The sequence below is a fragment of the Enterococcus avium ATCC 14025 genome, from assembly GCF_000406965.1.
GTDB classification, from domain to species: domain Bacteria; phylum Bacillota; class Bacilli; order Lactobacillales; family Enterococcaceae; genus Enterococcus_A; species Enterococcus_A avium.
The window spans coordinates 168732-182875 of record NZ_KE136368.1 but is presented as its reverse complement, the minus strand read 5'-3'; the positions used below and the strand labels follow the sequence as shown (position 1 = coordinate 182875).

Genomic DNA, 14144 nt, shown 5'->3' with positions numbered 1-14144 from the left:
AAGCTGATTAAACGAATTGCGTTTGGTTATCGCAACTTTTATAACTTTCGGGCACGGATCTATTTACAACAAGGTCTGATCTTTGAAAACTAAAAAAATATGCGGCGCACAGAACGCGCCGCATATCGGACTAAGTTTTATTCAAATTTGTCTTCACCAACACGATTTGACGAAGAGCCTTTTTTTGTATTTTTTTGAATTTAGTCATCATCAAGTGAAGCATCCGTTAACGACACAGATGAAAATTCCTTTACTTCACCTGCAGATAATCGACTAAAATAAGATTTGGTTTCTTTGAATACAACTGGACTCAGCAGAATCAAAGCGACAATGTTTGGAAAGGCCATTAATCCATTAAAAATATCAGCGATCGTCCACACTGCCGAAACAGTTAAATACGGTCCGATGAAAACAGCAAAGATATAAACCCAACGGAATATCGCTGAAAACTTGGTATTTCCACCCGTTAAGTAACTTAGACAACGCTCTGAATAGTAATTCCATCCTAAAATAGTTGTGAAAGCAAAGAATGCTAAACAGATCATCAATAAAAGCGATGCCACCGTTTGGGTAAGTGGCAATGCCTCCGCAAACGCATAAATCGTTACAGCAGAACCATCTAATCCTGTTTTCCATGCTCCAGTTAGAATAATCGCCATCCCAGTCATATTACAGACAACAATCGTATCAATAAAGGTCCCGGTCATTGAAACCAATCCTTGACGCACCGGCTCTTTCGACTGTGCAGCTGCTGCCGCAATGGGGGCACTTCCTAGACCTGACTCATTTGAAAAGATTCCTCGAGCAATTCCTTTTTGCATTGCAATCATCATCGCTCCTAAAGCTCCGCCTGATACAGCGCGTAAGCCAAAGGCACTTTGGAAAATTTCGACAATGACACCAGGTAATTTTGTAATGTTTAAAATAACCATAAAAAGACAAAGTCCAACATAGATTACGATCATCAATGGAACGATAATTTCAGATACACGGGCAATTCTTTGAACGCCTCCGACTAAAACAATGGCGACTAAAACTGTTACCACGATACCCGTAATAATGACCGCCCAAGAGTATTCATTGCCAAAAAGTGTAAGCGTATTTAATTTTTCCGGATCAAAGAAGGTTTCCGCAGCAGAAGTAATACCGTTAATCTGAGCAATCGTACCAATTCCGATCACACCAGCAATTGCTCCAAAAAAGGCGAACATCTTAGCTAGCCATTTCCACTTAGGTCCTAATCCATTTTCAATATAATAAAACGGTCCGCCTAATGCTTTTCCATGATCATCAAACGTGCGATACTTTACCGCTAATAAACCTTCTGCGTATTTCGTGGCCATTCCTAACAATCCTGCGAGTTCTAACCAAAATAAGGCTCCTGGACCTCCAGCGACAATTGCAGTAGCGACGCCGACAATATTTCCTGTACCGATCGTTGCTGATAGTGCCGTACATAATGCCTGAAAACTAGTAACATCCCCTTGACCGCCCTCTTCATTTTTCACCATATACTTCAGCGCCAAAGGTAAACGACGGATTTGGATCATCCGGCAACCAATGGTTAAAATAATGCCGATTCCTAAAATGAGAATGATCATCGGAGCTCCCCAAATCAAAGAATTAATTTTTACTAAAAATTCTTCCATCAAAACCCTCCTTTTTCTTGCTATTTTATCATAAATATTTTCACGAAATACTATTCTGACAAAAATAATTCTATTTTTTTGTTAAAAAAACAAAACAACGAAGTGCTTCACATTTTAAAATTCTAACTAAGAAAACCTCAGGAGAAAACCGCTCCTGAGGACTTTTTGTTTAGATAAATCATTTTATTGTCGATCACTGATTCTAAATTCGTATCCAAGTACGTTCTTATAGTATTCTGGATACATCTCTCCACCACATTTTTCGCAATCAAATTGCGGAGCGTTCTCAGGATCAAATGCAACATCTCCTGCATCCAAAAATTGAACTACTTCCTTTGGAATTTTTTCCTTTATCCCACATTCAAGACAAATGTAATGAACCACTCCATTGGAATCGAAGTTTTTTAAAAGCTGCTTCTTTTTCTTTTTCATACTTACGTTTCGATGCTTCTTCCCCAATTTTTTTATTCTCCTCTCGCATGAATCGTTCCGATTCTTTATTCTTCGCATATTTCACTACAAGTCGTCCATTTTTAGACACACTAACTCCACTAAATTCATAATATTCGCCACATCTAGTACATTCCAATGGATTTACTCCGAATTCTTCGGCTATTCGTTCACACCATGATTTTGGTTTAAGTGCTTTCTTCACATTCACAAGCATTCGTTGAATCTCTTTCTGGTAATTACTTAATACTTTTTTCATGATTGTCTTGATCCGCCGACTATAAATGCCGTATCTACGAATTGTTTTGAACTGGTTCTCTGGAATATGACGAATCAGTGCACCAATAAATTCCTCTGCCGACATCGTCTTTATCTTATCCGTGTTAGTTCGTTTATCATGATACTGAAACATCACTATTTTCCCATCGTACAAAAGGATACGATTTAAAGCAATGGGACCACGTTTCATATAACGACTGATATATTCTAATATCTTTTTGAGAGAAGTTCGGCTCCTTTTGGGTGCATGCACGTAAAAACCCTCTGCATTTTTCGTGTACGCCGCTTGTAAAAGCGGCTGGACTCGTGCCTTATCCCATTGGGATAAGGTTCTTCGAATGAGCTTTAGGACCGCATTCTGCCAATATTTCCTCAACATTGCGAACGGAAAATAGTCATAGTCCTTCCATTTTCCATCCTTCGTCAGTCCACCCATGGTGACGACTAAATGAACATGCGGATTGTATTCTAGCTGAGAACCGAAGGTGTGGAGTGTTGCCACAACCCCAGCTTGTATATGGTGCTTTCTAAAAAAATCTAATAGTATCCGTGCAGCTTCATCCATTAATCCTTTTAAAAGCTCCTTACGATACTTCTCCTTCAGAAAAATCTCACGTAAACCTTCATCGATCGTGAAGATGACGTGTCGATGCGTCACTGTAAACAGATCATTCGCCGCAACCTCTGCCCACCGTTGACTTTCCCCAGTTGCACAAGTTGGACAAAATTTCCCTTTACAACGAAAAGCCACTTTCTTTACATCATGGCATCCTTCACAGACAAATAGACGATAACCTTTTTTAAGGTCACCACAATCGCGAAACTTCTTCACTTCTCTTTTCACAACGGATCGAATCCTTCTTGTGTACCTTTGATTGAATTTCTCCCAGTTTTGATATTCATCAAAGAAAATGGCGTGTAAAATATTGGGTTTCATATCTCCAGTTTAATAGGAAAAAGACCAGATGAAAAGCGGTCAAAAGATTGATGTATCAATCCTTTGACCGCTTAAAATGTTATACTTCCTTTAATGTTAAAAAAACATGAACGGACATGGAGATGTCTGTTCATGTTTTTTGTATAACAGGTAAATACCGTTATTAAATTTAAAAATCAAAATTATCTGGGTCTGCTCCCAACCGCTCATTAATATTCAGAGCATCAATCCGTTTCATTTCATCATCATTTAATTCAAAGTTAAATACATCGAAGTTCTCTTTAATACGCTCTTCATGGACAGATTTTGGAATCACAATACTATCACTTTGTAAATGCCAGCGAATAATCACTTGGGCAGCAGATTTATCGTGCTTCTCCGCAATTTCAACAAGCGTTGGATTTTGCAAAATCTTCCCTTGACCAAGAGGCGACCATGCTTCAACAGCGATACCTTCCTTCGCTAAAAAATCACGTAATTCCACTTGCGTTAAAGTCGGATGCAGTTCGATTTGATCGACCATGGGTTTGATCTTCGCTGTTTTCATAAGTTCTTCAATGTGATGCTGATGAAAGTTTGACACACCAATTGCTTTTGCTCTTCCACTTTCGTAAATTTCCTCCATCGCTTTCCAGGAGTCATTAAACTTGCCTTCAACAGGCCAGTGAATCAAATAAAGATCAACATAGTCTAAACCTAAACGTTCTAAACTATCATTAAAAGCCTGATGGGCAGAATCATAACCTTGGTCAGCATTCCAAAGTTTTGTGGTAATAAACAAATCTTCTCTTTTAGTGTTTGATTGTCGAATTCCTTCACCAACGCCTTGCTCATTTTTATATACCGCTGCCGTATCAATCAATTGATAGCCGTTTTCGATTGCCCACTTTACAGAATTCGTTGCGTCATTGTCTTCCACGCGCCATACACCTAAACCAAGTCTTGGCATCTCAATCCCATTTGCCAACTGTTTTGTTTTGTCCATCAAACTTCCTCCTTGTTCGTCTTTAATATGAGCCTTACTGTTTTTAGTACAACTCTATTGTCGGAGATTTTGTTTCAACGGTCAACTGAATTGATTATTTCTTTTTCCGATCATTTTGCATGATAGAAATTGATTGTTTCAAAGCACTCCACGTTCCACCTTCGCTGTACACTAATACATTTGATTTGTACAACTGAGCTGAGAAAAGTGTTAAGAAAATCGTGAATAAAACTAAGATTGCTAAGGATACAAAAGCACTAGAAAGCGCTACAGTTCCAGAGGCAAGTCGTAAAGGCATACTGTAAGACGATAAGAAAGGAATATAGGAAGTAACTTTGATTATTACATTAGTTGGATCAGAGGTTCCTAAAATCAAGCTCAACATATAGCCAATCATCGATAAGTAGGTTACAGGCTGGATTGCTTTCGCCGTATCTTCCGGTTTGCTTACCAGCGAACCACATAGCGCTGATAATACCGCATACAAGAATAGCCCTACCAGCATGAAGGTTATAATGACAAAAGCTCCGCTGCCTAATAAGGCCTTAATTGATACATTACTAAGCAGATCCTTTACCATGTCCATATCTTTGAACTGTCTATATCCTAGTACAATAGCAACACCGTAGATCAATAATTGAGTTAAGGCTACTAATAATACACCCAACAGTTTCCCATAATAATGCGTTTTAGCCTTCATGCTAGAAAGTAAGACTTCCATAATTCGCGTGCCCTTTTCAGAGGCAATTTCTTGAGCGATGATGGATGAATAGCTGACAATAAACACAAACATAATGATCGTCGTCAAGAAGCTCAAGATAAACTGTGTTCCCGAGTCCCCACCGTCATTTTTCATTTTTCCGTTCTCAAAAATAACTTTTGTCGATTCAAATTTTGCTGGCTCCATCACTTTTTGAACCTGTGCTGTAGTCAGATTCAATTGACTAGCACGAATATTCGCCTGCATCGAGCTTAAAATTTGTTGTAACTGCATTTCAGTTGAGGTCCCCAAAGATGTTTTGCTGTAAAGTTTTCCAGAAACTTGATCGCTGCCCATTTTCAAATCAAGATAGGCATCGATTTTTTTATCCTCTAACTGTGCTTGTGCTTTTTTGTCGCTGGTAATTACTTTGAATTTGTAATCATCATTTTTAGTTTCAGCCAACTGCTCTGCTATCGCAGGTTGATCACTTATGATTCCGATTTTATTGATGTCATTTGCATCACCGAAGAAATATTGTGACAAATAGAAAATCCCCATAAGTAAAAATGGTGCTAGAATCATAATGAGAAAGGCTGTCGATTTTACGTTCTTTTTATATACATCTTTGATAATAATACCCATTTTACTCATTTACAGCACCTGCTTTCCATTTGAAAATTTCTTCTAGTGTTGGTGGTTGTTGATTAAACATAGGAATATAGCCGTCCTTTGTCGCTTTAACAAAAATTTCTTGACCAGCCGCTGGATATTCCAACGTTATATCAAAACTACCGTCTTCTTTCTGAATCACTGTATGAACTCCCGAAAAGGCTTCTAATTCTTCTTTGGTCAAATGAGATTCTAGATACAATTTACTTCGTCCAAATGATTCGCGAATCTCATGTACCTTCCCATTTAAGACTGTTTCACCATTTCGCAGCATGATCAGGTGATCACAGATTTTTTCAACATTATCCATATTATGACTTGAGAAAATGACACACGAGCCCTTTTCCTTTAATTCAATAATGCCATTTTTCAATAATTCCGCATTGACCGGATCTAATCCGCTGAAGGGTTCATCTAAAATCACTAACTTTGGTTCGTGAATCAACGTTGAAATCAATTGCACTTTTTGCTGATTTCCCTTAGAAAGCGATTTTACTTTATCGGTCTTCTTACCTTTGACTTGAAATTTCTCCATCCATTCATCAATTTTTGGTGCAATCTCTTGTTTACTCTTTCCTCTCAATGAAGCAAAGAAAAGTAATTGATTCTCAATCGTTACTTTAGGATATAACCCTCGTTCCTCTGGTAAATAACCAATTGTATTATAGTCTTTTCCCGACAATGTGTGCCCATTCCATAAAACACTGCCAGAATCTTTTGTTAAGAAGTCCAAGATCAAACGAAATGTTGTCGTTTTTCCCGCACCATTTTGTCCGATCAACCCCAAAATCTTCCCGTCTTCAATCGTAAAGCTCATATTGTCTAAGGCCTTATACGATCCAAAACTTTTACTCAAATTCTTAACCTCTAACATTTTCTCACTCCTTTTTATTATTAAATCCACTTTCCTTAAAAAATGGATATATCACTGAATGCTTATAGTTTCTTTTTGTAGAAAAAATAGCTAATTATATAGCTGATTAGAAATAAATTTAGCAATCCGCTAGCTGTCGTCATTAATGTTCTTGAAATGAAACTGCCAACTATGCTCAAAATAGCTAAGCTAATAACCATCACAAAGGTCGTTATTTGTAGTGACTTCGCAGAAATCTCAATATTTCGCTCATCGGTCTTAACGATACGCTCCTGTCTTAGCTTTTCAGGATTCTTCATCGTTTGTCGATTTTTAAAGAGAAAGATCACAAATACTGAACAGAGCGAAAAAAAGAATCCTGACAAAAATCCTACTGCATGATCATTTATTTTCAACTCATACCACTTTGTACCAATAAATAAGATTGCAGAACAGATTAACATAAAGATAATTGCAGCCAAATATCCTATATTCTTCTTGCGTAATTTCTCTCGATACTCGCGATCTAGTTTTGATAACTCCTTCATTATTCATCCTCCTCATCAAAAATGAAAACTTCTTCTATCATTAAATCAAAAAATCGCGAAATTTTATAGGCTAGGATCAATGAGGCGTTGTACCGTCCATTCTCTAAAGATATAATCGTTTGGCGGGTCACTTCTAAATGATCAGCCAATTCACTTTGAGTCATTTTGCGTTCTTTGCGTAATTCTTGGATTCGATTTTTCAAACGACCACTCCTCAAATGTATAGGTCCCTTTACATTTCATAACAAAAGTATAGCACCCTTTACATTTTGTGTAAAGGGTGCTATACATTATTTTTCTTGCAATTGATTAAATGTATTTTCAGCTACCTGTTTTGGCAAACCTACTTCTTGTAGCTCATCTACGGTTGCTGCTTGGATATTCTTTAGTGACTTAAATTCCTTCAGCAACATTTTTTTACGTTTTGGACCTAATCCATCAATATTATCCAGTTTTGAGGCAAAACTATTTTTACTGCGCAGCTGGCGATGAAAAGTAATCGCAAAGCGATGGACTTCATCTTGAATACGTTGCAGCAGGAAAAATTCTTGTGAATTGCGTTCCAAAGGCACTACGTTCAACTCTGGACCAAATAGCAACTCACTCGTCTTGTGTTTATCATCTTTTGCTAGACCCGCGATTGGGATATCAATCCCTAATTGGTTAGCTAATACATCTTTCGCGACATCAACTTGGCCTTTCCCTCCGTCAATCACAATTAAATCTGGGAATGGTAATCCTTCTTTTAATACCCGAGAGTAACGACGATAAATGACCTCACGCATGGACGCATAGTCATCTGGTCCCTTGACCGTTTTGATTTTATACTTGCGATACTCTTTCTTAGCAGGTTTCCCATCAATAAAAACTACCATGGCAGATACTGGATCTGTTCCCATGATATTAGAGTTATCAAAAGCTTCAATTCGAATCGGTGCGGGAATATTCATAGCATCGCCTAATTTTTCAACCGCACCAATCGTTCGCGCTTCACTTCGACCAATTAGATCGAATTTTTCGTTCAAAGCGACCTGGGCATTTTTCCCTGCCAATTTTACTAGCTTTTTCTTTTCTCCACGTTGTGGTTGTAAAATTTTTGTTGCCAGCATCGCTTCAACACTAGGCTTGTCAATATTATCAGGAATCAAAACCTCTTTAGGAATAAAATGTTCATTTTCTTGATAAAACTGTCCAATGTAGGTTAAAAAATCCTCTTCTGCATCATTATAAAATGGAAACATCGAAACATCTCGCTCAATTAATTTCCCTTGACGGACAAAGAATACCTGTACACACATCCAGCCTTTGTCTGTCGCATAACCAAAAATGTCACGATCCACCAAGTCAGTATTCGTCATTTTCTGTTTTGTCATGACTGTTTCAATTGCTCTGATCTGATCACGGTATTCCGCTGCCTTTTCAAACTCCATATCTGCAGCTGCCAGTTTCATTTTTTCTTCTAATTGCTTCTGAATCTCTGTGTGGCCACCATTTAAAAAGCGTTTGATTTCTTCTACCATGTCCTTATAAACTTGAGGATCAACGTGAAAAGCATAAGGACACAAACATTGTCCTAAATGATAATAAAGACAAGGCGTTTTTTGTGACGGCTTGCACTTCCTTAATGGAAACAATCGATCCAATAATTTCTTTGTTTCATTAGCTGCATTCACATCGGGATATGGGCCAAAATAATGAGCCTTATCCTTCAAGACTTTTCGAGTAATCATCAAACGAGGATATTTTTCATTGGTGATTTTTAGAAAAGGATAGGTTTTATCGTCCTTCAGCATGATGTTGTATTTGGGATCATTTTTCTTGATTAAGTTAATCTCGAGTAGTAATGCCTCGATATTGGATTCTGTTACGATATACTCAAAATCCACGATTTCACTGACTAACCGCTCTGTCTTGGTATTGTGACTGCCAGTAAAATAAGAGCGTACCCTATTTTTTAGGATTTTAGCTTTTCCGACATAAATAATCGTACCGTTTTTGTCTTTCATCAGATAACAGCCCGGTTGATCTGGTAAAAGTGCTAATTTATTTTTGATTCGTTCGTTCATAAGTTGCTTCCCTTCCGAGCTACATCATTAGTTTAAAACTAAACTGACAAAAAAGCTGGACAAAATGCCCAGCTCAATTTCCTACATGTGAGCTTGGATAAGCTCTTTTAATTGATCTTTCGTATGAACACCGATTACTTTATCAACAACTTGTCCATCCTTTTTCAAAACCAGTGTTGGGATGCTCATAATGCCGAAGGATGCTGGTGTTTCTGGATTTTCATCCACATCCATCTTTACAACTCTGAACTCATCTTCATCGTATTCTTCGGATAATTGTTCTAAGATCGGTGCTTGCATACGACAAGGCCCACACCAGGTTGCCCAAAAGTCGATCAAAACAAGACCGTTATCTGTTTCTTCGTTAAAAGTTTTATCAGTAACTACTTGTGACATTTGAATTCCTCCTATTATAACTTAGATGCGTTAAAAATTAGCATCTGTTTTTCTTACTAAAAGTAGTATAGCACGGTCCCATTTTCTTCGCTACTGTTCTGCTTACACTTGTAAACTATTTAAAGGTTACCACCGTCGCACCGCTTCCACCTTGGTTTGCAGGGGCAAACTCAAAGCTCTGAACATTCCGATTATTTTTTAAATAATCAGTAATTCCCTTACGTAGTGCCCCTGTTCCCTTACCATGAATGATTCGTACTTGAGCAAAGTTTGCTAAAAGGGCTGCATCAATGTATTGATCCACTTCTGCTAAGGCTTCCTCATAGCGTTTTCCACGTAAATCCAGCTCTGGTTTTACTTTGGAACTAGCACCTCGTTGAATACCAGTGATTACACGCTGCTTTGGTTCTTCTATCGGGGTAGTCAAAGTCATATCATCTTCAGAGACAGTCATCTTTAAAATCCCTAGTTGGACTTGCCATTCATTATCGCTGACTTTTTTAATCAGTGTTCCACGTTGACCATATGTTTCAACGATCACTTCATCGTTGGGTTTAAATTGTTTCTTTGCTTTAGCTTTTTGCAATACTTTATTTTTCTTAAGATTTTCATCTTGTTTAAGATCAGCCAACTGGGTCTTTGCGTCAATCAATTGATGTTCTTTTACATTTCTCTGGCCGTCCAGTTGCATCTGACGGATATCCTTAATGATTTTTTCTGCATTTTCTTCAGCTTCACTAACAATCTTATTAGCTTTCTTACGAGCTTTCTCCATTTCTTTTTCTCGTTCATCGAAGAAATAGGAATAGGCATTTTTCAAATCTCTATATAATTTCTCAGATTCATCTACATAATGACGAATCTCCAAATATTCTGTTTCCGTCGCCTTTCGTTGATTCTCCAAATCAGAAATCATTTCGTTCAGGTCTTGACTTTCTTCATCAATGATTTGTTTAGCATTTTCGATCACTAATGGATCTAATCCAAGTCGACGAGAAATTTCAAAAGCATTACTACGTCCAGGTACACCAATCAATAGTCGGTACGTTGGACTTAATGTATCAACATCAAACTCCATACTTGCATTGATCGTATTTGATCGATTATAACCATAGATCTTTAGTTCTGGATAGTGAGTGGTTGCCATTACATAGGAAGACTTTGCCCCAACTGCATCCAAAATTGCGATTGCTAATGCCGCTCCTTCTTGTGGATCTGTTCCTGCACCTAGTTCGTCAAACAACACTAAACTATGCTCATCAATTTTATCTAAAATTGAAACAATATTCGTCATATGAGAAGAGAAAGTCGATAAGCTTTGTTCAATTGATTGTTCATCACCAATATCCGCAAAAACTTCATCGAAGATCCCCATCTCGCTTTCCTCGCCAACAGGCAGCGGCAGACCCGCTTGTCCCATCAGCTGCAAAAGGCCTAAGGTTTTAAGAGAAATGGTCTTCCCACCAGTATTCGGACCCGTAACAACGACAGCCTGAAAGTCTTCTCCAATCATAAGATCATTAGCTACCGCTTTTTCTTGATCTAATAATGGATGACGTGCTTGTTTGAAAAACACATGATTTTCTTGATTAATCATTGGTACGACTGCTTTTAGAGCTTTGGCAAAGCGTGCTTTAGCGTTCATCAAGTCAAAACGTCCTAATACATAGGCGTTGTGTAAAATGTCTTTACGAGGGGCCACCAATTCTGCAGATAACTCAGCTAAAATACGCTCGATCTCAGTCCGTTCTGCAATTTGCTGCTGTCGTAACCGATTGTTTAACTCAACAACTTGTTTTGGCTCCATGAATAAGGTTTGACCAGAAGCGCTCTGATCGTGAACTACTCCACCAAAAACACCACGGTATTCTTGCTTCACAGGAATCACATATCGATCATTTCGCATTGTGATCAAGCTATCGCTCAAATACTTTGCGTTTTTCCCACGAATTAATCCATCTAATTGTTCACGAATTGTTTGTTCGCTACGCCTTATTTGACTGCGGATTGTACGTAATTCGGGTGAAGCCTCATCTCGTACACGTCCATCTTCTTCCACCGAACGACGGAGTTTTCCACTCAATTCAGGTAAGGTGGTTAATTGGTCTTCCCAGAAATATAAACGCAAAAATTCTAATTCACTATCTTTCAAATCTTCAATAAAACGCACCAATTCACTTGTAGTAGAAAGTACGCGCGAGACTTCAGCCAGCTCTAATCCATTTAGATTAGCTCCGATTTCAATTCGCTTCATATGTGGCTTGATATTGTTTAATTTGGGAATTGGTAATCCTCCGCGTAGGCGTTGAACCTTCATTCCGTCTTCCGTTTCATCCAGCCATGCCTGGATAGTATCCTCATCATTAGAAGGTGTTAATTGACGGATTTCTTCTTCCCCTTGTTCAGTTGTTAAATACTGTTGAATCATTTTTTTTACTTGTTCGAACTCTAACGTTTTTAGAATACGTTCATTCATTTTTTCACCTTCTGTACATAAATAAACCGAAACCTGTCAAACAGCGTCCCGGTTTTTCATTTATCCAATAATATTTGTAACCCATAAATTATTAAAATAAGAACTTAAGAACAGCGAATGTTCGATCATAAACCGAGCATACCAACTTCCTTCGATGTGATTTTGAATTAAGGCCATGGGTACGAAACTTGCTAACTTCAAAATCAGAAAAATACTAACATAGCAAACAATTAATTGTAAGACGCCTGCTACGATGCCATCATATTGAGGAATTAGCACTTTGAATAGTAAATCTTTAAAAAAGATTGCGAACAGATGCGTCACCAACCAACCGATGACTAAAATCATGACAAACGCCACTCCAGCATAAAAAGCTTTATCTAAATTAAAAGCTTGTTCGACAGAGTAATAGACCATTTTTGATTCATTTGTAACGGATGGATAAGGTACAAATAAATCCAAGTGAGATCCTAATTGCTGATAAAACATCCGAGCAACTACGAAGGATATCAAATATCCAATCGAAAATACTATCTGGTAGGCTGTACCGCGACGATAACCCACGTAAAAAGATAGTAATAATGCAAATAAAATTACCAATGTTAACATAGTATCCCTCACTTATTTATTTGCCGCTCTTTTTTGAATCTCACGTTTTCGGTTTTCGTTAACGATTTGCTGCGCTTCTACGTGATTTCGGATTGGAACATTTTCTTTCCCATTTTTCCGCATGATTTCTTTGGCTTCGGCTTCAATTGCTTCGATTTTCTTGATACGATTTTCTAACTCTAGATTATGGGCTGCTTGCCCTTCAAGCGTATTTTGTTGTTTTTCCAACTTCATCAACGCTTCTTGCTTTTTCAATTGATCTGAGACCGCATTGATCGCCAATAACATCGTGGCTTTTTCTTGCGTAATCCCAGGTGATAACGACATGATCTCATTTAACTGTTCATTGACCAACGCGGTAACCATATCCATATGTTGCTTGGATTCTTGTCCAATGATAGTATAAGTCTGACCGGCAACGATTGCCTTATAGCGATTTTGCGCCATATCGATCAACCTTCCTCAAACAATTTTTATAAAAAATATTCTGATAACAAAAACACTAATATATTATATGCTAAAATCTTTCGTATGTACAACTTTCATCAATTGAAAGCCAATTAACTTAAAGAAAAGAGAAAAAATATGAGTTCTGCTGTACTTAAATTATCAAAAACTGAAATCAAAAAACTGAAAAACTACTATGCTGACTATCTTCTAAATAAGAAAGTTCCTTACAGTGAATTTTCTGCTAAAAAAAATGGCACCAGTATTACCGCCTACACATCGGGAAAAGTCCTGTTTCAAGGAAAAAATGCTGAACAAGAAGCCGCACGTTGGGGAAGCTCAGATCCTTCAGCAGCAAAAACAAGCAGTAGCCTACCTAAAAATTTCGCCTCATTAGCTGTGCTTGGCAGTGATGAAGTTGGAAATGGCAGCTACTTCGGTCCATTGTGTGTTTGTGCCGCCTATGCTGATAAAGAACATCTTGATGCTTTAAAACGCTTAGGAGTAAAAGACTCAAAAATGCTTACTGACGATCAAATCCGAAAAATGGCAACAGCGATCAAAGAACTGATTCCTTATCGTTTATTAGTCGTGAGTCCAGAAAAATATAATGAGATTCAACCGAAATATAATGCCGTTCGAATGAAGGTCGCATTGCATAATCAAGCAATCCGTCTCTTGTTAGATCAGATTGCACCAACAAAACCTGAAGCAATCCTTATTGATCAATTCACTTCCGAAGCTAATTACATGAAATACGTTAAACAGGAGTCTCAACGCATCGAGCAAAAAATCTATTTTGTTACTAAAGGAGAACAATATCACCTTTCTGTTGCAGCAGCTTCTATTATTAGTCGTGCAAGCTTTCTTGATGAACTGGACAAAGCTTCATTAGAATTAGGGACAAAAGTTCCTTCTGGAGCAGGCAAACCTTCTGACGAACTTGCTGCTAAACTATTGCGACAGGGTGGAATAGATTTATTAAGCAAGTTTGCAAAGCTCCACTTCGCCAATACAGAAAAAGCAAAAAAAATGATGTAAAGAATTGCCTCGCCAAAATTTCCATTTAATTTGACG

Annotated in this window: 14 protein-coding genes; 1 reads left to right on the top strand and 13 read right to left on the bottom strand. The window is 37.8% G+C overall.

The window, feature by feature from the left end; translation table 11 throughout:
• Nucleotides 1–200: 200 nt before the first annotated feature.
• The 13 genes from OMU_RS21780 to zapA all read right to left on the bottom strand — a co-directional run bounded on the left by OMU_RS21780 (nt 201) and on the right by zapA (nt 13067).
• Nucleotides 201–1649, bottom strand: a complete 1449-nt coding sequence (locus OMU_RS21780) for an alanine/glycine:cation symporter family protein (RefSeq protein WP_016182007.1) — start codon at nt 1647–1649, stop codon at nt 201–203.
• A gap of 183 nt (nt 1650–1832) precedes the next feature.
• Entirely contained in the window at nt 1833–1967 is a 135-nt protein-coding gene (locus OMU_RS23985) for a hypothetical protein (RefSeq protein ID WP_002302374.1), read from the bottom strand.
• 43 nt (nt 1968–2010) lie between these two features.
• On the bottom strand, nt 2011–3315 hold the full coding sequence (locus OMU_RS21770; RefSeq protein ID WP_071879978.1) for an IS91 family transposase: 1305 nt from the start codon (nt 3313–3315) through the stop codon (nt 2011–2013).
• A 169-nt stretch (nt 3316–3484) separates the two neighbouring features.
• Nucleotides 3485–4300, bottom strand: coding sequence for an aldo/keto reductase (locus OMU_RS21765; protein WP_016182006.1), 816 nt, complete (start codon nt 4298–4300; stop codon nt 3485–3487).
• A 94-nt stretch (nt 4301–4394) separates the two neighbouring features.
• Nucleotides 4395–5654, bottom strand: a complete 1260-nt coding sequence (locus OMU_RS21760) for an ABC transporter permease (protein ID WP_016182005.1) — start codon at nt 5652–5654, stop codon at nt 4395–4397.
• The gene (locus tag OMU_RS21755; RefSeq protein WP_016182004.1) at nt 5647–6546 is read right to left on the bottom strand and encodes an ABC transporter ATP-binding protein; all 900 of its coding nucleotides are present in this window, start codon (nt 6544–6546) and stop codon (nt 5647–5649) included. The genes OMU_RS21760 and OMU_RS21755 overlap by 8 nt, the downstream gene beginning before the upstream one ends.
• 62 nt (nt 6547–6608) lie before the next feature.
• Nucleotides 6609–7073: a hypothetical protein gene (locus OMU_RS21750; RefSeq protein WP_016182003.1), complete on the bottom strand. Its 465-nt coding sequence runs from the start codon at nt 7071–7073 to the stop codon at nt 6609–6611.
• Complete coding sequence (locus tag OMU_RS21745; protein ID WP_016182002.1) at nt 7073–7276, bottom strand: helix-turn-helix transcriptional regulator; 204 nt, start codon at nt 7274–7276, stop codon at nt 7073–7075. Before OMU_RS21745 ends, OMU_RS21750 begins: the two co-directional genes overlap by 1 nt.
• An 87-nt stretch (nt 7277–7363) precedes the next feature.
• The gene (uvrC, locus tag OMU_RS21740) at nt 7364–9139 is read right to left on the bottom strand and encodes an excinuclease ABC subunit UvrC (protein ID WP_016182001.1); all 1776 of its coding nucleotides are present in this window, start codon (nt 9137–9139) and stop codon (nt 7364–7366) included.
• Nucleotides 9140–9220: 81 nt separating this feature from the next.
• The gene (gene trxA, locus OMU_RS21735) at nt 9221–9535 is read right to left on the bottom strand and encodes a thioredoxin (protein ID WP_010744490.1); all 315 of its coding nucleotides are present in this window, start codon (nt 9533–9535) and stop codon (nt 9221–9223) included.
• A gap of 115 nt (nt 9536–9650) precedes the next feature.
• On the bottom strand, nt 9651–12011 hold the full coding sequence (locus OMU_RS21730) for an endonuclease MutS2 (protein WP_016182000.1): 2361 nt from the start codon (nt 12009–12011) through the stop codon (nt 9651–9653).
• Nucleotides 12012–12071: 60 nt separating this feature from the next.
• Nucleotides 12072–12620, bottom strand: a complete 549-nt coding sequence (locus tag OMU_RS21725) for a CvpA family protein (RefSeq protein WP_016181999.1) — start codon at nt 12618–12620, stop codon at nt 12072–12074.
• A 12-nt stretch (nt 12621–12632) separates the two neighbouring features.
• Entirely contained in the window at nt 12633–13067 is a 435-nt protein-coding gene (zapA, locus tag OMU_RS21720) for a cell division protein ZapA (RefSeq protein ID WP_016181998.1), read from the bottom strand.
• Nucleotides 13068–13205: 138 nt separating this feature from the next.
• Between zapA and rnhC the strand changes: the two genes are divergently transcribed.
• Nucleotides 13206–14108, top strand: a complete 903-nt coding sequence (gene rnhC, locus OMU_RS21715) for a ribonuclease HIII (RefSeq protein WP_016181997.1) — start codon at nt 13206–13208, stop codon at nt 14106–14108.
• Nucleotides 14109–14144: the final 36 nt, after the last annotated feature.